The 16,918-nt window shown below is 70.2% G+C and carries 21 protein-coding genes; 12 read left to right on the forward strand and 9 right to left on the reverse strand.

All coding sequences use genetic code 11. From position 1 onward, the window contains the following. Nucleotides 1–168: 168 nt before the first annotated feature. Nucleotides 169–1,020 carry a glycerophosphodiester phosphodiesterase gene (locus TN53_RS08855; protein ID WP_046257911.1) on the forward strand — a complete coding sequence of 284 codons (852 nt, stop codon included), beginning with the start codon at nt 169–171 and terminating at the stop codon, nt 1,018–1,020. On the opposite strand, the gene TN53_RS08860 is transcribed toward TN53_RS08855, so the two are convergent. The 4 genes from TN53_RS08860 to TN53_RS08875 all read right to left on the reverse strand — a co-directional run bounded on the left by TN53_RS08860 (nt 999) and on the right by TN53_RS08875 (nt 5,385). Further along, nucleotides 999–1,613: a TetR/AcrR family transcriptional regulator gene (locus tag TN53_RS08860; protein ID WP_046257866.1), complete on the reverse strand. Its 615-nt coding sequence runs from the start codon at nt 1,611–1,613 to the stop codon at nt 999–1,001. The two genes, TN53_RS08855 and TN53_RS08860, sit on opposite strands and share 22 nt — an antisense overlap. Nucleotides 1,614–1,913: 300 nt before the next feature. After that, complete coding sequence (locus TN53_RS08865) at nt 1,914–2,900, reverse strand: small ribosomal subunit Rsm22 family protein (RefSeq protein WP_046257867.1); 987 nt, start codon at nt 2,898–2,900, stop codon at nt 1,914–1,916. A 47-nt stretch (nt 2,901–2,947) separates the two neighbouring features. Continuing rightward, entirely contained in the window at nt 2,948–4,138 is a 1,191-nt protein-coding gene (locus tag TN53_RS08870) for a serine hydrolase domain-containing protein (protein WP_046257868.1), read from the reverse strand. Further along, the gene (locus TN53_RS08875) at nt 4,090–5,385 is read right to left on the reverse strand and encodes a multidrug effflux MFS transporter (protein ID WP_046257869.1); all 1,296 of its coding nucleotides are present in this window, start codon (nt 5,383–5,385) and stop codon (nt 4,090–4,092) included. The genes TN53_RS08870 and TN53_RS08875 overlap by 49 nt, the downstream gene beginning before the upstream one ends. A gap of 88 nt (nt 5,386–5,473) precedes the next feature. On the opposite strand from TN53_RS08875, the gene TN53_RS47210 reads away from it, so the two are divergent. From TN53_RS47210 to TN53_RS08895, 5 genes are all read left to right on the forward strand, one after another. Beyond that, nucleotides 5,474–5,632 carry a hypothetical protein gene (locus TN53_RS47210; protein WP_159038106.1) on the forward strand — a complete coding sequence of 53 codons (159 nt, stop codon included), beginning with the start codon at nt 5,474–5,476 and terminating at the stop codon, nt 5,630–5,632. 29 nt (nt 5,633–5,661) lie between these two features. After that, the gene (locus TN53_RS08880; protein WP_046257912.1) at nt 5,662–6,651 is read left to right on the forward strand and encodes a Gfo/Idh/MocA family protein; all 990 of its coding nucleotides are present in this window, start codon (nt 5,662–5,664) and stop codon (nt 6,649–6,651) included. A 60-nt stretch (nt 6,652–6,711) separates the two neighbouring features. Continuing rightward, a complete protein-coding gene (locus TN53_RS08885) occupies nt 6,712–7,470 on the forward strand; it encodes an SDR family oxidoreductase (protein WP_046257870.1) in 759 nt (252 codons plus the stop codon). A gap of 353 nt (nt 7,471–7,823) precedes the next feature. After that, nucleotides 7,824–9,284 carry an ABC transporter permease gene (locus TN53_RS08890; RefSeq protein WP_046257871.1) on the forward strand — a complete coding sequence of 487 codons (1,461 nt, stop codon included), beginning with the start codon at nt 7,824–7,826 and terminating at the stop codon, nt 9,282–9,284. 86 nt (nt 9,285–9,370) lie between these two features. Next, nucleotides 9,371–10,066 (forward strand): ABC transporter ATP-binding protein, encoded by a 696-nt coding sequence (locus TN53_RS08895; RefSeq protein WP_046257872.1) that lies wholly within the window; start codon nt 9,371–9,373, stop codon nt 10,064–10,066. 13 nt (nt 10,067–10,079) lie between these two features. Here TN53_RS08895 and TN53_RS08900 read toward each other — a convergent pair whose 3' ends face one another. Both TN53_RS08900 and TN53_RS08905 read right to left on the reverse strand, forming a co-directional pair. Then, a complete protein-coding gene (locus TN53_RS08900) occupies nt 10,080–11,060 on the reverse strand; it encodes an aldo/keto reductase (RefSeq protein ID WP_046257873.1) in 981 nt (326 codons plus the stop codon). A 67-nt stretch (nt 11,061–11,127) separates the two neighbouring features. Next, nucleotides 11,128–11,451 carry a hypothetical protein gene (locus tag TN53_RS08905; protein ID WP_046257874.1) on the reverse strand — a complete coding sequence of 108 codons (324 nt, stop codon included), beginning with the start codon at nt 11,449–11,451 and terminating at the stop codon, nt 11,128–11,130. Nucleotides 11,452–11,551: 100 nt separating this feature from the next. On the opposite strand from TN53_RS08905, the gene TN53_RS08910 reads away from it, so the two are divergent. From TN53_RS08910 to TN53_RS08925, 4 genes are all read left to right on the forward strand, one after another. Beyond that, nucleotides 11,552–12,160, forward strand: coding sequence for a DoxX family membrane protein (locus TN53_RS08910; protein ID WP_046257875.1), 609 nt, complete (start codon nt 11,552–11,554; stop codon nt 12,158–12,160). A gap of 48 nt (nt 12,161–12,208) precedes the next feature. Next, nucleotides 12,209–12,610 carry a DUF6153 family protein gene (locus TN53_RS08915; protein ID WP_267886529.1) on the forward strand — a complete coding sequence of 134 codons (402 nt, stop codon included), beginning with the start codon at nt 12,209–12,211 and terminating at the stop codon, nt 12,608–12,610. Nucleotides 12,611–12,680: 70 nt separating this feature from the next. Then, nucleotides 12,681–13,277 carry a DUF305 domain-containing protein gene (locus tag TN53_RS08920; protein ID WP_046257877.1) on the forward strand — a complete coding sequence of 199 codons (597 nt, stop codon included), beginning with the start codon at nt 12,681–12,683 and terminating at the stop codon, nt 13,275–13,277. A gap of 80 nt (nt 13,278–13,357) precedes the next feature. Next, entirely contained in the window at nt 13,358–13,687 is a 330-nt protein-coding gene (locus TN53_RS08925; protein ID WP_046257878.1) for a MazG-like family protein, read from the forward strand. A gap of 73 nt (nt 13,688–13,760) precedes the next feature. On the opposite strand, the gene TN53_RS08930 is transcribed toward TN53_RS08925, so the two are convergent. The 3 genes from TN53_RS08930 to TN53_RS08940 form a co-directional block, all read right to left on the reverse strand. Next, nucleotides 13,761–14,024 (reverse strand): hypothetical protein, encoded by a 264-nt coding sequence (locus TN53_RS08930; protein ID WP_046257879.1) that lies wholly within the window; start codon nt 14,022–14,024, stop codon nt 13,761–13,763. Then, a complete protein-coding gene (locus tag TN53_RS08935) occupies nt 14,021–14,374 on the reverse strand; it encodes a DUF6247 family protein (protein WP_324609607.1) in 354 nt (117 codons plus the stop codon). Before TN53_RS08935 ends, TN53_RS08930 begins: the two co-directional genes overlap by 4 nt. A 266-nt stretch (nt 14,375–14,640) precedes the next feature. Further along, nucleotides 14,641–14,898: a hypothetical protein gene (locus TN53_RS08940; protein ID WP_046257880.1), complete on the reverse strand. Its 258-nt coding sequence runs from the start codon at nt 14,896–14,898 to the stop codon at nt 14,641–14,643. Between the two features lie 468 nt (nt 14,899–15,366). Here TN53_RS08940 and TN53_RS08950 point away from each other — a divergent pair, with 468 nt between their 5' ends. After that, nucleotides 15,367–15,642, forward strand: coding sequence for a GntR family transcriptional regulator (locus TN53_RS08950; protein WP_046257882.1), 276 nt, complete (start codon nt 15,367–15,369; stop codon nt 15,640–15,642). Between the two features lie 52 nt (nt 15,643–15,694). Then, nucleotides 15,695–16,765 carry an IS630 family transposase gene (locus TN53_RS44780; RefSeq protein ID WP_095046379.1) on the forward strand — a complete coding sequence of 357 codons (1,071 nt, stop codon included), beginning with the start codon at nt 15,695–15,697 and terminating at the stop codon, nt 16,763–16,765. The last annotated feature ends 153 nt before the right edge of the window (nt 16,766–16,918 follow it).

Below are 16,918 nucleotides of genomic sequence, written 5' to 3' on the forward strand. Positions count from 1 at the left end.
GCCTCGCTGTGGTGCGGACAGCATGCCCTATGGTCCCACCATCCTGCGCTCCCGGTGGCCGGAGCCCACAACCGGGGTAGGCGGGACAGGGCGTACCGGGGAGGAGGATCGGGTGAAATCCTCCGCTTTGACAGGATTTAGACCCCTGGCGCCTCTACCGTGGTCGTCATGGTCACGAGGATCGCGCTGACGGGCCTGGCTTCGGCGGCTTCCCTGGTCTCGCTGTTGGGACCGACGAGCCCGCTGGAGTGGGGGCCCGGACCGCTCACAGCCGACTCCCTGCCGCGTGTGACATACGTCGCCCATCGCGGCGGCGCCCGTGAAGTGCCCGAGAACAGCCTGTCGGGGCTCATGGCCGCCTATGGGCGCGGTACGGCCCACGTACTGGACTTCGACACCCGCATGCTGAGCGACGGCACGCTCGTCGTGATGCACGATCCGCTGCTGAACCGCACGACGTATCTGGGCGGCGAGGTGCACAGGCTGAACGTGCGGGAGTGGCAGGGCGTACGGGTGCGCCCCAAGGCCTCCCTCCCCGGCAGCTGGCGGTCGGAGCGGCCGCCCACCGTGGCTCAGGTGCTGGATCTGCTGGGCGGGCGGGTCGTGCTGATGCTGGAGGCGAAGGATCCCCGGAGCGTGGCCCCGCTGGCGGCACTGCTCCGTTCCCGGGGTCTGACCCGCTCGGTCTTCGTGCACTCCAACGACCCGGCACTGGCCCGCCGGGCCCATGGCATGGGTCTGCTGACCGGCCTGTGGCGCTCGGCTCAGCAGCTGCGCACCGACCGTCCCGAGCGGTGGCGGTCCTTCGTGGACGTCCTGGACGTCGACTACAAGGCGCGTGACGCGGACCTGGTCCGGGCGGCGAACTCCGGTGTCCGGCGGGTGTGGGCGCACACCGTGGTGACGTCGGCGCAGCGGGACCGGGTGCTGGGGCTGGGCTGCGACGGGGTGATCACGGATACGCCGGGGCGGCTGGCGCGGGGGCCTCAGCGGGGGCCTCAGCGCGGGGCGAGACCGTAGAGGGCGTAGTCGACGAGGGTGTCGGTGTACGTGTGGTCGATGGGGCCGGTGTGCTGGAGCCAGCGCTGGGCGAGGGGCGAGACGACGAGCTCCAGGGCGATGCGCGGGTCGATGTCCTGGCGTACGTCACCGGTGTCCTGTGCGGAGCGCAGACGGTCGACGTAGAGCTGGAGCGAGGGTTCGAGCAGCTTGGCCACGAGTTCCCGGCCGAGCTGCTCGTTGACGACGCCTTCCGCGGCCAGGGCGCGGGACGGTACCTCGAAACGGGGGTCCCTCAGCTCGTCGACTGTGGCGCGCAGTACGGCCTTGAGGTCGGCGGCGAGGTCGCCGGTGTCCGGGAAGGCGTAGGACTCCTGGCCGGCCTCGCGTGCGGACTGTTCGCCGAGGTCGAGGAAGGCCTCCATCAGCACCTCCGCCTTCGACGACCACCACCGGTAGATCGTCTGCTTGCCGACGCCCGCGCGGGCCGCGATGCCCTCGATGGTGGTCTTGGGGTAACCGACCTCGCCGACGAGCGCGAGGGCGGCGTCATAGATGGCGCGACGGGACTTCTCGCTGCGGCGAGTGGTGTCGGGGACGGACTGCTTGACCATGGGCCGACGGTAGCAGGCGAGTGAGACGCCCCGTCTCGTCGAACCCGAGCGTTCCCGTCCCTGGGGGCTGCGCCCCCAGCCCCCCGCTGTCGGCCCTGAACGGGCCTCGTCCTCAAACGCCGGACGGGCTGGAATGCAGTGACCGGCGCTCGGAAAGCGGGCGGTCCGTGAATTTCAGCCCCTCCGGCGTTTGAGGAGCGGGGGTCCAGGGGGCGGAGCCCCCTGGGAACGGGGTCGAAGGGGCAGCGCCCCTGGAGGATGGGGCGGGTAGGGGCGGCGGGGGCGAAGAAAAGTCCGCAGCTACGGCAGTGGGGGCCAGGGGTCGCCCCAAGCCGCGTTCCGCGCCGCCTTGTACAGGTCACCGTGGCGCTTCGTCACCGTCGTGCGGGACAGTTGCTCGTCCGTCTCGCAGAGGTCCAGCAGGACCTGGCCCTTGCGGATCTGGGGGCGGCGGATGACACGGGACGCAGCCGGGGTGACCGGGAAGCGGGCAGCGGCGACGTAGCTGAACTTCTCGTCCTCGTAGGGCAGGGAGCCACCCTTGACCTGCCGGTGCAGGGACGAGCGGCTGACCCGTGTCGAGAAGTGGCACCAGTCCTCGCCGGGGACGATGGGACAGGCGGCACTGTGGGGGCAGGGGGCAGCCACCTGGAAACCGGCCGCGATCAGACGGTCCCGGGCCTCGATCACCCGTGCGTATCCGTCCGGCGTACCGGCCTCGACGATCACCACCGCCTGCGCGGCGCCCGCGGCGGCGTCGACGAGGGCGGTGCGGTCGGCGGGAGCGAGTTCGTTCAGGACGTAGGAGACCGTGACGAGATCCGTGCTCTCGAGCGCGGATGAGGATCCGATCCGCGAGCGTCGCCAACTCGCACCCGCCAGCGCCGGGTTCGCCACGGCGATCTCCCGGCCGAGGGCCAGCGCGGGCTCCGCCCAGTCGAGGACCGTCACCGGCCGCGTACCGGACCAGGTGGCACTGACCGCCCAGGTCGCCGCCCCGGTGCCGCCGCCGACGTCCACATGACTCCCCGGCACCCACTGCGGCACCGCGTCCGCGAACGCGTCCAGCGCCGAGCGCACCGCCTCGAAGGTGGCCGGCATCCGGTACGCGGCGTACGCGGCGACGTCCGCCCGGTCCCGGAGGATGGGCGCGTCGGTCGGGGTGGCCCCGCGGTAGGTGGCGATCAGCCGGTCGACGGCCTGCGCGGCCTGCTTCGGGGGCAGTCCGTCGAGGACGGTGGCAAGGGTGGCGCGAAGGGTCTCGGCCGGGGATACGGGGGCGTTCACCCGGCGATTCTAGGTCGCCCGGAACCGGCCCTGAACAGCCCTCGTCCTCACACGCCGGACAGGCTGGTGGGGCGGACCGCGCGCGCCAGACGGGTGGCCACCGCCGCTCTCGGTCTGCTGTCCGGTGGCCGTCTTCGGGGGTGGACGGCGTTCGAGAGCAGCACCAGGAACGTGTCCGTCGCCCGGTCGAGGACCAGCGAGGTCCCCGTGAACCCGGTGTGCCCCGCGGCCCCCCGCCCCGCCAGCTCGCCCATGAACCACGGCTGGTCGATGGCGAAGCCCAGGCCCGGTGGGGTCAGCATGAGTTCGACGAAGTCGGGGCCGAGGATGCGGGCGGGGCCGTAGGAGCCGCCCGCCAGCAGGGCGCGGCAGAAGACGGCCAGGTCACGGCCGGTGGAGAAGAGACCGGCGTGACCCGCCACGCCGCCCAGCGCCCACGCGTTCTCGTCGTGGACGACACCTCGCAGCATCCCCCGGTCCGCCTTGGCCCAGGGCCGCCGCTGGTACTCCGTCGCCGCCGCCCCGGGGCACGGCCCGAACCCGGTCGCCGTCATCCCCAGCGGCCGTGTGATGCCGTCGTGGACGAGGGTGTCGAGGCCCCGGCCGGTGATGCGTTCCAGGACGTGCTGGAGGAGGAGCAGGTTCACATCCGAGTACGTGTAGGTGCCGGGTACGCCGATCGGGGGCTCGGACCGCAGCAGCTCCAGCCGTTCCGTGTCGTCCGCGCAGTCGTACAGCGGGAGTTCGGGGCGGAGTCCGGAGGTGTGCGTGAGCAGCTCCCGTACCGTCACCCCGTGCTCGGCCGCCCCCCGGAAGTCCGGCAGATACGCGCCCACCCGGGCGTCGATGCCGAGGGTGCCGCGTTCGATCTGCTGCATCGTGGCGACCGCGGTGAACAGCTTGGTGAGGGAGGCGAGGTCGAAGGGGGTCGCGACCGTCGTGGGGACGCGTGCCTTGCGCGGCAGCTCCACGCCCGCGTCGGCCTCGGGGTCGTAGGAGGCGTACCGGACCGCCCAGCCCGCCGCCTCCTCGACGGCGATCACCGGGCCGCGTCCGGCGACCACGACGGTGCCGGCCGCCCAGGGGCGCTCGCCGGTGGTGAGGTCGTGGACCTCCTGGGCGAGGTGTTCGAGTTCCCCGGGGTCGAGTCCGGCCCGTTCCGGTGTGTCGCTGCGCAGTCTCGGCGCGCTCAGCTCTCTGCTCCCTCCGCGCTCGCACGTCTGTTCCAAGGACGGCACATTCCCATGAAACAGGCAAGCGCTACCAGTGCCGACACGACTTGGACCACGGCCATCGGTACGGCGGTGTCCTCCCCGGCGACCCCGACCAGCGGGGAGGCGATGGCCCCGATGAGGAAGGAGGAGGTGCCGAGCAGGGCGGAGGCGGAGCCCGCGGAGTGCTTGGTGCGCAGGAGGGCGAGGGACTGGGCGTTGGGGAGGGTGATGCCCATCGCCGACATCAGGACGAAGAGGGCGGCGGCCACGGCCACCAGGCCGGGCTCGCCGAACACGCCCAGGGACATCAGCAGCAGCGCGGTCGCGGCGGCGATGACGATCGTGAGCCCCACGCCCAGCACCTTCTCCAGGCTGACCCGGCCGACCAGCACCTTGCCGTTGATCTGGCCGACGACGACCAGGCCCACCGAGTTCAGTCCGAAGAGCAGGCTGAAGGTCTGCGGCGAGGCCCCGTAGATCTCCTGGATCACGAACGGCGAGGCCGAGATGTACGCGAACAGTGCGGCGAAGGCGAAGCCACCCGCGAGCATGAAGCCGGTGAAGGGGAGGTCGGCGAGCAGGGTGCCCATGGACCGCAGGGCCGCGCCGACCCCGCCGACATGGCGCCGCTCCACCGGAAGGGTCTCGGGCAGCCGGGCCCACACCAGCACGGCCAGCAGTGCGCCGACGACTGTCAGCACCACGAACACGCCCCGCCAGTCCGTCACCCGCAGGATCTGGCCGCCGATCACGGGCGCGACGATCGGGGCGACCCCGCCGATCAGCATGAGGGTGGAGAAGAAGCGGGCCATGGCCACACCGTCGTAGAGATCGCGCACGACGGCCCGCGCGATCACTATCCCGGCCGCGCCCGCCAGCCCCTGCGTCAGCCGGAAGGCGACCAGGGTCTCGACGGTGGGCGCCAGGGCGCACAGGGCGGTGGCGAGGACGTAGACCACCAGACCGGCGAGCAGCGGACGCCGGCGGCCCCAGCGGTCGCTCATCGGGCCGACCACGAGCTGGCCGAGGGCCATGCCGAGCAGACAGGCGGTGAGCGTGAGCTGGACGGTCGCGGCGGGCGCGTGCAGGGAGTTCGTGACCTCCGGGAGCGAGGGGAGGTACATGTCCATCGCCAGCGGGGGCGTGGCGGTCAGGCCGCCGAGGGTGAGGGTGACGACCCAGCCGGTGCGGCGCGCGGCACGAGTGGGCGGCTGCGCCGGTGCCGCAGCCGCCTGTTCCAGGTCCGATGTCGATGCCCCGCTGTCGGGCATGTGCCCCTCCCTCTGAATCCGATCCGCCACCTATGCTCTCAGCTCGTACACAGTGGCGAGTGTCACGCGAGCGAGGATGGGCGCGGGGATGACGGAGCAGAGGGTGCGCTGGGGAATCCTGGCGACCGGTGGGATCGCGGCGGCGTTCACGGCGGATCTGGTGACCGCATCCGATGGCGGCTGCGCCGCGGGGCCGGACGCGGAGGCCGTGGCGGTGGCCTCGCGGAGCGGGAAGGCAGAGCGGTGAGCGTCACGCGAGCGAGGATGGACACGGAGATGACGGAGCAGAAGGTGCGCTGGGGAATCCTGGCGACCGGTGGGATCGCGGCGGCGTTCACGGCGGATCTGGTGGATCTGCCGGATGCGGAGGTCGTGGCGGTGGCCTCGCGGAGCGAGGAGTCGGCGAAGGCGTTCGCGGAGCGGTTCGGGATCGAGCGGGCGTACGGCGAGTGGGGCGCGCTGGCCGAGGACGCGGACATCGATGTCGTCTATGTCGCCACCCCGCACTCGGCGCACCGGGCGGCCGCCGGTCTGTGTCTGGAGGCCGGGCGGAACGTGCTGTGCGAGAAGGCGTTCACGCTGAACGCGCGCGAGGCGCAGGAGCTGGTCGGGCTCGCGCGGGAGCGCGGGAGCTTCCTGATGGAAGCCATGTGGATGTACTGCAATCCCCTGATACGGCAGCTCAAGGCGCTGGTGGACGACGGCGCGATCGGCGAAGTGCGCAGCGTCCAGGCCGACTTCGGACTGGCGGGCCCCTTCCCGCCCAGCCACCGGCTGCGCGACCCGGCACAGGGCGGCGGCGCGCTCCTCGACCTCGGTGTGTACCCGGTGTCGTTCGCCCAGCTGCTGCTCGGGGAGCCGTCGGACATCGCGGCCCGCGCGACCCTCTCCGACGAGGGCGTCGACCTCCAGACGGGAGCCCTGTTCTCCTATGACAGCGGCGCGCTCGCCTCGGTGCACTGCTCGATCATCGGCGGTACGTCGACCTCGGCGTCGGTCACCGGTTCGCTGGGCCGTATCGACGTGCCGTACGGCTTCTTCTTCCCGGACCGGTTCGTGCTGCACCGGGACGGCCGTGACCCCGAGGAGTTCAAGGCCGAGGCCGGTCCCCGCAACAGCCTCAAGCACGAGGCCGTCGAGGTGATGCGCGCGCTGCGGGCCGGCGAGACCGAGTCGCCGCTCGTCCCGCTGGAGGGCACGCTCGCGGTGATGCGGACGATGGACACGGTCCGGGAGCGCATCGGGGTCCGCTACCCGGGGGAGTAAGACATCCGCATGACGGACTATTGATTCCACATTACGGATGCACCTCGTACGCTCCATGTCATGACTGAACGTGGATCGAAGATCGCCGTCGTGACCGGCGCCGGCTCGGGCATCGGGCGGGCCGTCGCCGCGGAACTGCTGCGGGCCGGCTGGTCCGTGGCGCTGGCCGGGCGCCGCCCCGGGACGCTTCAGGAGACGGCCGCGCTCGTACCCGAGGGCGCCGCCCTCGCCGTACGCACGGATGTCGCGCGACCGGACGACGTGGCCGCACTGTTCGCCGCGACCGTCGAGCGGTTCGGGCGGGTGGACCTGCTGTTCAACAACGCGGGGACGTTCGGCCCCGGCGGAGTGCCCGTCGAGGAGCTGCCGTACGACGCGTGGCGGCACGTGGTGGACACCAACCTCAACGGGGCGTTCCTGTGCGCGCAGGCGGCGTACCGGCAGATGAAGGAGCAGGAACCGCAGGGCGGGCGGATCATCAACAACGGTTCCATCTCCGCCCATACGCCGCGTCCGCACTCCGTCGCCTACACCGCGACCAAGCACGCCCTGACCGGCCTCACCAAGTCGCTGTCCCTGGACGGGCGGCCGTACGGCATCGCGGTCGGGCAGATCGACATCGGGAACGCGGCGACCGACATGACCGCACGGATGCAGACCGGGGCCTTGCAGGCCAGCGGCGAGGTCGCGCCGGAGCCCGTGATGGACGTCGCCGACGTCGCGCGCACGGTGCGGCACATGGCGGAGCTGCCACTGGAGGCGAACGTGCAGTTCGCGACGGTGCTGGCGACGGCGATGCCGTACGTGGGGCGCGGCTGAGGCGTGATTGAGGGCTCAATCTGCACAAGCGGAATATGAACATCCGCTCCATCCGGGCCGATGCCAGACTTATGCTCTACATCTCCTCCACCAGAACTTCACACTTGGAGCAGTGAGCTTCCGCAGACCAAACCGAGGGGGAGACGGCAGTCGTTCCACCGCACCGGATGGGGGTGGGCTCCGCGCGGGACCGCGGAGTACACGCCGGTGGATGGAACGGCTGCCGCATACTTTCTCAGCTCTCGCACATCCCTTCTCAGGCCTTGCACATCCCTTACTCACGGCTCCGCAATGCAAGGTCCCTAACTTGAGGCCGCGCCCACAGCGGGCGCCAAGAACCTCTGAGGAACGGGATGTTTGGCATCTATCTCAAGCGCGAGCTGGGCCGGCGCAAGAAGGCCGCCCTGGTCATCGCACTGGGTCTGGCGCTCGGTATCGCGCTGGTCATCACCGTCAACTCGGTGTCGGCCGGCATGTCCCAGGCTCAGGACAAGGTCCTGAAGTCGCTGTACGGCCTCGGCACCGACATGACGGTCACCAAGGCCAGGTCGGCGCCGACCGACAACAGCTCGGGCAGACCGAACTTCGAGTTCGACGCCAGTTCCAACGACAGCGACGACAAGCAGAGCTCCGACCGTGTGATGACGCAGGGCGGCCAGGCCCTCAAGGCCGCGCTCGTCGCCAAGGTCGCCCAGCAGGAGGGCGTGGCGAACGCGGTCGGCGCGATCACCCTGAACGTCACCAAGGTCGACGGCTCCTTCACCCAGGGCAAGGCGCAGTCCACGACCGGCAGCGGTCAGTCCCAGGGCGGCGGCCCCGGTGGCGGCAGCGGCGGCGCCAGCACGGCCGCGCCTCAGGTGCAGGGGGGCGGCGCCTCGTTCGACGTGAACTCCTACTCTGTCGCCGGCGTGGACGTCACCGACCAGACCCTCGGCCCGCTGGCCGGCATGGAGATCACCTCCGGCAAGACCTTCACGGCCTCGCAGACCAACGCGAAGGTCGTGGTGCTCAGCAAGTCGTACGCCAAGGAGAACTCGTACAAGGTCGGCAAGACCCTCAAGATCTCCGGCACCAAGTACACGATCATCGGTATCGCGACGGCCTCCAGCAGCGAGTCCACCACCGACGTCTACCTGCCGCTGAAGCAGGCCCAGACGCTGGCCGACGCCAAGAACCAGGTCACCACGATCTACGTCAAGGCGACCGACTCGAAGCAGATCGACTCGGTCAAGTCGACGATCCAGAAGAACATTTCGGGTACGACGGTGACGACCTCGGCCGACCTCGCGGAGACCGTCTCCGGCTCCCTGTCCACCGCCTCCAACCTCGCGACCAGCGTCGGCAAGTGGCTGTCCATCGCGGTGCTCGCCGCCGCCTTCCTGGTGGCCGCGCTGCTGACCTCCTCGGCGGTGTCCCGCCGGGTGCGTGAGTTCGGCACCCTGAAGGCCCTCGGCTGGCCGAGCCGCCGGGTGACCCGGCAGGTCGTCGGCGAGTCGATGGTGAACGGTCTGATCGGCGGCGTCCTCGGTATCGGCCTGGGTCTGGCGGCCGCGTACACCGTGACCGCGATCAGCCCCAAGCTGACCGCGGAGCTCGGCAGCAGCGGCGGCGGTGGCATGGGCGGCCCCGGTGGTGGCCCCGGCCGGCAGTCGACCCAGAACACGATGGAGATCGCGCTCTCCGCGCCCGTCTCCCTCACCACGATCGCCCTCGCGGTGGGCCTGGCCGTGACCGGTGGACTGATCGCCGGCGCGATGGGCGGCTGGCGGGCCTCGCGGATGCGCCCGGCGGACGCGCTGCGCAGCGTGTCCTGACCCCTCATGAGCCGGGGCGCCACGTCCGTTCCCCCCGGGTCGCGGCGCCCCGCCCCCCTCTCCTCTCACGTACTCACGGAGCACCCATGTACAGACTGACCGGCGTCACCAAGCGCTACACGCGGGGCAAGGACACGGTGGAGGCGCTGCGCGGCGTCGACCTCACCATCGAGGACGGCGACCAGCTCGTCATCCAGGGCCCCACCGGTGGCGGCAAGTCCACCCTGCTGCAGATGATCGGCGGCCTGGACCGGCCGACCGAGGGCAGTGTCGAGCTGGACGGCGTCGACCTCGCGAAGATCAGCGAGGCGAAGCTGACCCGGCTGCGGGCGGAGAAGATCGGCATCATCTTCCAGTCCTTCAACCTCATCCCGACGCTCACCGCGCAGGAGAACGTCGAGACGGCCCTCGTACCGCTCGGCGTGAAGCCGGCCGAGCGGCGCGAGCGGGCGGCCGAGGCGCTGCGCTCGGTCGGCCTCGGCGAACGGCTCGGCCACGCGCCGTCGGAGCTGTCCGGGGGCCAGCAGCAGCGGGTCGCCATCGCCCGCGCGCTGGTGAAGAAGCCGAAGGTGCTCCTCGCCGACGAGCCCACGGGCAACCTCGACGAGTCGATGCGCGACGAGATCATGGCCCTCCTCGAAGGCCTGTGGCACGAGTACGGGCTGACCTTCATCATGGTCACCCACGACTCGTCGATCGCCAGGAAGTCCCCGCGTCTGGCCACCATCAAGGCGGGGCAGATCACGCTGACGGATCAGCGGCAGGCGTACGCGCAGTACTAGCGGGTCGGGCCGTTCACCGTTCGAGGATTCGGTTGATCTCGGTCAACTGATCGGCGGTGAGCGGCCCTTTCTCCATTGCTCCCGCGTTCTGTTCTGCCTGGGCTACCGAACGGAAGCCCGGGATCGGCACCGTGCGCGGGCTGCGGGCCCAGATCCAGGCCAGGGCACCCTGGGCGAGCGTACGGCCGTTGCTTGTAAGGATCTCGTTGACGGCGTCGATCCTGGCCAGCCACGCGGGGTCGGTTCCGGAACTGTCGCTGAAGCCCGGGAGCCAGGTCGGCGGCTTGCTGCGGATGTCCCCGGCGTCCTGCGGCCCTTGACGCTTCCCGGCCAGCAACCCCATGGCCAGCGGGCTGCGGTTGATGCTCGTGAGTCCCGACTTCTCGCACAGGGCCAGCATTTCGGGTGCGTCCTGCATCACGTTCAGCGCGTGCTGCACGGCGGCACAGTGCGGGCCCTCGGCGAAGACGGCGGCGCGGGCCGGGTCGTCGGTGCTCCAGGCGTAGGCGCGGATGAGGCCCTCGCGTACGAACTCCTCGCACAGGTCGCGGAGTCGGGCGCCCTGGTCGGGGTGGGCGTCGGAGAGGTGCAGTTGGTACAGGTCGACGTAGTCCGTGCCGAGGCGGGTGAGGGAGGCGGTCAGCGCCTCACGGGCGTGGTCCGAGGAGGTGTCCTCCCCGTTGAGAGTGCGGGTCTCCTCGTCGAAGAGGTTGCCCCACTTGGTGGCGACGACCACGTCGGCGCGGCGCTTGCCGAGGGCGCGGCCGAGGATCCGCTCGCTGTGCCCGGTGCCGTAGACGTCGGCGGTGTCGAAGAAGGTCACGCCGAGGTCGAGGGCGCGGTGGATCGCCCGTACGGACTCGTCGTCGTCGACCTTGCCCCAGCCGAGGGGCTGTCCGCCGAGGTCGGACCACTCACCGCCGATGGCCCAGCAGCCGAAGCCGAGGGGGCTGACCTCTATGCCGCTACGGCCCAAAGTCCTGTTGGTCTCCATGGGTCGAGACGCTAGGCCTTGGAGCGCACTTCAAGGCAAGGGCTTTCTCGGAACCTGTCGGACCCCGCTATGCCTGCCCGGTCTCGAAACGGGTGATCTTGTCGCCGTCCACCTCGAAGTGCCACTTGGTGCGCATCTCGCCCCAGGTGTCGTTGCTGTAGCGGGCGAGGAGGTCGCGGCCGCCGCGGGACTCGTTGTCGACCTCCATGTGACCGTGGGAGGAGAAGATCTCCCGGTCGGTCCAGTCGTCGAGGTCACGGTCGGAGCCGTCGTCCGACATGGTCGCGCCGGGGGCGAGGAGGGCCATGAAGCCGTCGCGGTCGTGCGCGTTGACGGCGTTGACGAAGGCGCGGACCGCTGGGTCGCTGAGTTTGCCGGTCTGAATCGTCATGCCAGCCAGACTCACACCGCTCCCCCGGGCCCGCCACCCGAACGGCGGCGCGGGTGACTCCCGGAGGTGTCAGGAGTGCGACGGTGGAAACGCGAGGGGGATGTTTCGTCCATCTCTTACGGGAGTCATCGTGACCTCACACACCTCTTCCTACGACCGACGCGATCTGGGCCTGCTGTTGCTCCGGCTGGGTACCGGGGGTGTGCTGGCCGCGCACGGCGCACAGAAGCTGCTCGGCTGGTTCGGCGGCCACGGCATCGAGGGAACCGGCCAGTTCATGGAGTCGGTCGGCTACTCGCCCGGCAAGGCGAGCGCCACCGCGGCGGGCCTCGCGGAGGCGGGCGGCGGCACACTGCTGGCGCTGGGCCTGGCGACCCCGGCGGCGGGCGCGGCGGCGGCCGGTGCGATGGCGGGAGCGTCCACCGTGCACACGCCCAACGGCTTCTTCAACGCCGAGGGCGGCTTCGAGTACGCGGCGACGCTGGGCCTGGCGGCGACGGGCCTCGCGATCACAGGACCCGGACGACTCTCCCTCGACCACGCCATCGGGCATGTGTTCGACCGGGGTTGGATGGTCCCCACGGCACTCGCGGTGACCGCGGCGGCCACGGCGGTGGTCGTGGGGGCGCGCAACCGCAGGCTCCAGGAGAAGGAGAGGGAGGAGCAGGCGGAGCAGTTCGATGCGCAGGAGGCGTTGTTCGGGGAGTAGGGGTGCCCCGTACGCGGGTCGGGCGCCCGCTCGCCTAGGCTGGCCCCCGTGACCGGCCCCGAGCACCACCCCGCACGACCGCCCCGGTGGTGGTGGCGGGCGCTGCTCGTGCCGGCTCTGCTGGCGGGGCTCATGGGCATGCACGCCCTGGCCCCCGGTGCCACCGTCACGGACGATCACCCGCACGCCCCACCCGTGGCCGCCGTCTCCGTCTCAGCCGTCCATGACGGATGCGCCGACGAGGGCCACTGCGGCTCGGGCCACCTCACGCACGCCGACGCCACCTGCGCGGCGGCCGCGGTGAGCGGTGGGCCGACGCTGCCCGCGCTCGTGCCCGACCCGGTCGCCACCGTCGTACGAGACGAATCACCGCGCGCGTACGCCGGCTCCGACCCGGAAGGCGCCCGGGCGCCCCCGTCCCTGGCGGAACTCCAACTCCTGCGGATCTAGACACCACGCCGCGCACCTCGGTGTGCGCATCGGCATGTCCAGATCCCTTTCATCCAGCAGGAGTTCAAGCATGAGCACCACCCGTACACGCCGCGCTGCCGTCATGGCGGCGACCGTCACCGCCGCCCTCGTCCTGGCGGCCTGTGGCGACGGCGACAGCGCCAGCGGTCACGAGAGCGGCCACAACTCCCCCTCGTCATCGGCCACTTCCCACAACGCCCAGGACGTCTCCTTCGCGCAGGGCATGATCCCCCACCACCGCCAGGCCCTGGAGATGGCGGAACTCGCCGCCGTCCGGGCCTCGTCCGCCGAGGTGAAGGCCCTCGCGGCGCGCATCGAGAAGGCGCAGGACCCGGAGATCCGGACGATGTCCGGCTGGCTGAAGTCCTGGGGCGAGGAGGTGCCGGGCACGGAGCACACCGCGCACTCCGGCATGCCTGGCATGATGGACGGCGCCGATATGACGAAGCTGGGGAAGGCGTCCGGCGAGAAGTTCGACGCCCTGTTCCTGAACCTGATGGTCGAGCACCACGAGGGCGCCGTCGACATGGCGAAGACGGAGCAGTCGAAGGGCCGGTACACGGCCGCCACCGCCATGGCCGACGACATCGTCACCGCGCAGGCCGCCGAGATCGAGGAGATGGACAAGCTGCTCGGCGACGGCTGATCTGCTGTCGACGGCCGGGGCAGGTCAGCGGCGGGCCCGTGGCCTCCCCGGCTGTCAGTGGCGCATGCCAAGCTGCGTCCATGAGTGATCAGGACCCCGACATCTGGTCGGGCATCGATGCCCTGTGGACGTGGATCGAATCGAACCGCCCGCTCGGCGGGCAACAGGACCTCCTCCTACGGCTGTTGAAGCTGTCGGAGGAGGTCGGCGAGGTGGCCGAGGCGGTGATCGGCGCGATGAACCAGAACCCGCGCAAGGGCGCGTCCCACACCTGGGACGACGTCCAGAGCGAGCTGTGCGACGTCGTCATCACCGCCCTGATCGCCTTGCGCACGCTGACGCCGGAGACCCGGGAGGTGTTCGACGGGCACCTGGCCCGGGTCATGGAACGGTCGCTGGGTGCGCCCTAGAAGCTCCTGAGCAGCCGGATGAGTGATCCGTACGCCCTAGGGCCGCACGCGCGCCCCTCCCTTCCGGGTGTCGTCACCCGTGCCACACGACGCTGCAGATGTAGACGCACTCATGCCGGGGAACGGCGAGGAACTGGATGAAGCCGCGGCCGCCGAAGATCGGGAAGTTTCTCAGGCCGCCTGGCTTGTCCTCGGGTCTGCTCCCTGCCGTCTCGGCGTCACGGCCCAGCGCGGCAAGTTCGTTGGCGATGCGCTCCACCTCTGCCACAACGCCGACTGGGAGCCCGGCGGTCAGATACTCCTCGCTCGGGTTGTAGTCCCACTTCCAGTCGGTCACAGCCCGGCCTCGACCTCCGCCTCCGAGTGGATCTTCTTTATCTCGGTGATGGCGTCCGTCGGATCCTCCACCCCGCCACTCACCACGTCTTCCAGGTGGCGCAGGCGAGCGGCTCGCGAGGGGTAGCGCTGGATCGCGACAAACACGCCCCATGTGTGGACGAAGGTGCGCAGTGGCGCAAGGGACTGTGCCCGCTGAGCGCTGGTGGTCGCGTCGACGAGATCGCGGACGAACGACGGCATACGGCTCGGCGTGAGCTCCTCAACGGCGGCGCGCAAGGCGTCGGGGGTCAGGGCCGGCATGGGAATGATCGGCTCACCGGGCTGCGGCTGCGCGTGCAATGCGGTCACGGTTGTGCTCCCGGTTCGAGGGTGGACGTTGCCTGCGGTTTAGACGGTACCCGCACCGCGTCGGCCCGACGGTCGGATCAGCGCACGGGCGCGAGCCGATCATGTCTGGTCGCCCGTCGACCGGTGAGACCCGTGTTGGTGCTGGGAATGAGCACCGGTCCCATCCACGGGCACGCCGGGTGCGGCCTTGCCTCCGTAAGACATCGGCGCCTTCGCAGACAAGATCGCACCCGACCACCGGCACTACGGCCGGACGTCTTACGACGTCACATTCTGTCGGCCACCATGATCCCAACGCATTCTTCGAGCGCCGCATGCAACGAAGGTACGAAGGCGGCGAGTTCGGCGTCCGACGCCTCGCCTCCCTCGATCACAGCACCGACGACCGTCGCCAGGACAGCGGCGGCTTTGAGGGCGTGCGCATCGGCCAGCTCCTCAAGGAAACCGCCCGTCTGCGCGACCACGAACGCCTCCTTACCGGTGGCCGGATCGACACCGACGCTGCGGAAACGCCTCGCGCTCATGCGACCTCCGCCGGGATGTTGTCCTGACCGAGGGTCGCGAGGACGGCCGCTCGGCGCCGGTACCGCTGGAGGCGCCTGTGGTCTTGTTCGCCTCGCTCGCGTTCCCATACGGCGAGGTAGGGGCGGACGAGGGGGAGGCCGTCGGCGAGGACGATATCCGCGGGGTATGCCCAGGTTCGCCGGGCGGCCGAGGCGGGATGGCGCGCCGGGGCAGGCGCCAAGGAGGAGATGGATGGTGGCCTTCCGGTGGCGCGGTGCGCACCGTGGGCAGGCAGAAAGAGGCTCAGGATCGCGGCCAGTAGGCTGCGCATAGGTCGACTCCTACGTAGTCGGCTCAGCCCCGGCACGGAAGCTCTCACCCTTCCCGCCGGGGCGTTTCTTTGAGCCTCATGGTATCGCCTTGTATCGACTCGTAGCGAGACGTATCTCAAAGAGCATCTATCACCTCCTTTGCTTAGCGTCGACTCCATGAACCCTGACGCCGAGATCGATCACGGTGCACCGCTGACCCCCTACCGGCAGCTGGCCGAGATTCTGCGTGCGCAGATCCAGCGCGGAGACTGGCAGCCTGGACGGATGCTGCCGAGCGAAGCCCAACTCGTACAGCGGTACGGAATCGCACGGACGACCGTCCGGCGAGGCCTTGGCCTGCTGGCCGAGGAAGGCTGGGTGTACGCCGTTCCGCAGCGAGGGTGGTTCGTCGCGGACCCTCTGCCGCCCACACCGGGACTGCCCAACTACTGAGGTTTTCGGCCTAGGGTGACGGTGATCTCGTGGGTGGGTGTATCCCTGTGTCATGCGGTATCCCGATGGGGGTGGCCTGACCGCGAAACAGCGGGCTCAGCGGGAGCAAGTGCGGTTCGAGGCCGCCGAGTTGTTCGCTCAAGGAGTGCTGCCGCCGCAGATCGCAAGGCGGTTACGGGTCTCTCGAAAGTCCGCCTATGCCTGGCATGCCCGCTGGCGAGAGGGCGGCGCGGAGGCCCTTCGGTCCAAAGGCCCGCCGGGGCAGCCATCCCGGATGAAGCCTGGCTGGCGCGAGTGGCTGGCCCTCGAGTTGGAGAAGGGGCCGGCCGCACACGGCTGGGTGGAAGACCAGCGGTGGACGCTGGACCGGATCTCCACGGTGATCGCGCGACACTTCCATGTCCGCTTCAGCCCGGCGCAGACCTGGCGCATCATGCACCAGATGGGCTGGACGGTGCAGGTCCCGGCCCGCCGGGCCGCCGAACGCGACGAGGACGCCGTGACCGGCTGGATCAAGGACACCCTGGCCACGGGTGGAAAGACGGTGAGGGACCAGGACGCGTGGCTGTGCTTCGCGGACGAGTCGGGCCAGATGCTCCGGCCGCCGAAAGCACGGACCTGGTCCCCACGCGGTCACACGCCCTGCGTCAGCGTCAGGGCCGCGGGCTCGGGACGCATCTCCCTGGCCGGTGTGGTCTGCCGCAAGGCCGGCCGCCGCACTCGGCTGATCTTCCGGGTGCTGGTGCACCACGGCCGCAAAGGTGAAAAGAAGGGGTTTCGGGAGAGGGACTTCGCCTCGCTGCTGGACGCCGCCCACCAGCAGCTCGGCGGCAACATCGTGCTGGTGTGGGACAACTACAGCCATCACGTCGACGCCACCATGCGGGAGCTGATCGGGAAACGGCCGTGGCTGACCGTCTTCCGTTTCCCGACCTACAGTCCCGACCTCAACCCTGCCGAAGGCGCGTGGGCGCACCTCAAGAACAGCCTGGGCAATCTGGCCCCATGCAGTATCGATGACCTGGCCGGACTGGTCGGCACCCGCCTCAAACGCATGCAGTACCGGCACGACCTGCTCGACGGCTTCATTGCCGGAACTCGGCTGATCACGACACCGCCATGACGTCACCCCGAACCGAAAACCTCAGTAGTCAGCAAACGTCGGGCTCATCCCTCCACGGCCCTCCCGTTCCTACGGTGGGACTGCGACCTTCCGCATGGCCAGATGCGAGCCCGAACAACGCCGATGAGGCTCGGCAACCGCAATAGGTTGCCG

It is taken from the genome of Streptomyces sp. WM6386, from assembly GCF_000972385.1.
Taxonomy (GTDB): Bacteria; Actinomycetota; Actinomycetes; order Streptomycetales; family Streptomycetaceae; genus Streptomyces.

Coding starts and splice junctions, on each gene's coding strand:
- TN53_RS08855 (WP_046257911.1), top strand. CDS start 169: ATGGTCACGAGGATCGCGCTGACGGGCCTGGCTTCGGCGGCTTCCCTG.
- TN53_RS08860 (WP_046257866.1), bottom strand. CDS start 1,613: ATGGTCAAGCAGTCCGTCCCCGACACCACTCGCCGCAGCGAGAAGTCC.
- TN53_RS08875 (WP_046257869.1), bottom strand. CDS start 5,385: ATGCCCGACAGCGGGGCATCGACATCGGACCTGGAACAGGCGGCTGCG.
- TN53_RS47210 (WP_159038106.1), top strand. CDS start 5,474: ATGACGGAGCAGAGGGTGCGCTGGGGAATCCTGGCGACCGGTGGGATC.
- TN53_RS08880 (WP_046257912.1), top strand. CDS start 5,662: ATGACGGAGCAGAAGGTGCGCTGGGGAATCCTGGCGACCGGTGGGATC.
- TN53_RS08885 (WP_046257870.1), top strand. CDS start 6,712: ATGACTGAACGTGGATCGAAGATCGCCGTCGTGACCGGCGCCGGCTCG.
- TN53_RS08890 (WP_046257871.1), top strand. CDS start 7,824: ATGTTTGGCATCTATCTCAAGCGCGAGCTGGGCCGGCGCAAGAAGGCC.
- TN53_RS08895 (WP_046257872.1), top strand. CDS start 9,371: ATGTACAGACTGACCGGCGTCACCAAGCGCTACACGCGGGGCAAGGAC.
- TN53_RS08900 (WP_046257873.1), bottom strand. CDS start 11,060: ATGGAGACCAACAGGACTTTGGGCCGTAGCGGCATAGAGGTCAGCCCC.
- TN53_RS08905 (WP_046257874.1), bottom strand. CDS start 11,451: ATGACGATTCAGACCGGCAAACTCAGCGACCCAGCGGTCCGCGCCTTC.
- TN53_RS08910 (WP_046257875.1), top strand. CDS start 11,552: ATGTTTCGTCCATCTCTTACGGGAGTCATCGTGACCTCACACACCTCT.
- TN53_RS08920 (WP_046257877.1), top strand. CDS start 12,681: ATGAGCACCACCCGTACACGCCGCGCTGCCGTCATGGCGGCGACCGTC.
- TN53_RS08925 (WP_046257878.1), top strand. CDS start 13,358: ATGAGTGATCAGGACCCCGACATCTGGTCGGGCATCGATGCCCTGTGG.
- TN53_RS08940 (WP_046257880.1), bottom strand. CDS start 14,898: ATGAGCGCGAGGCGTTTCCGCAGCGTCGGTGTCGATCCGGCCACCGGT.
- TN53_RS08950 (WP_046257882.1), top strand. CDS start 15,367: ATGAACCCTGACGCCGAGATCGATCACGGTGCACCGCTGACCCCCTAC.
- TN53_RS44780 (WP_095046379.1), top strand. CDS start 15,695: ATGCGGTATCCCGATGGGGGTGGCCTGACCGCGAAACAGCGGGCTCAG.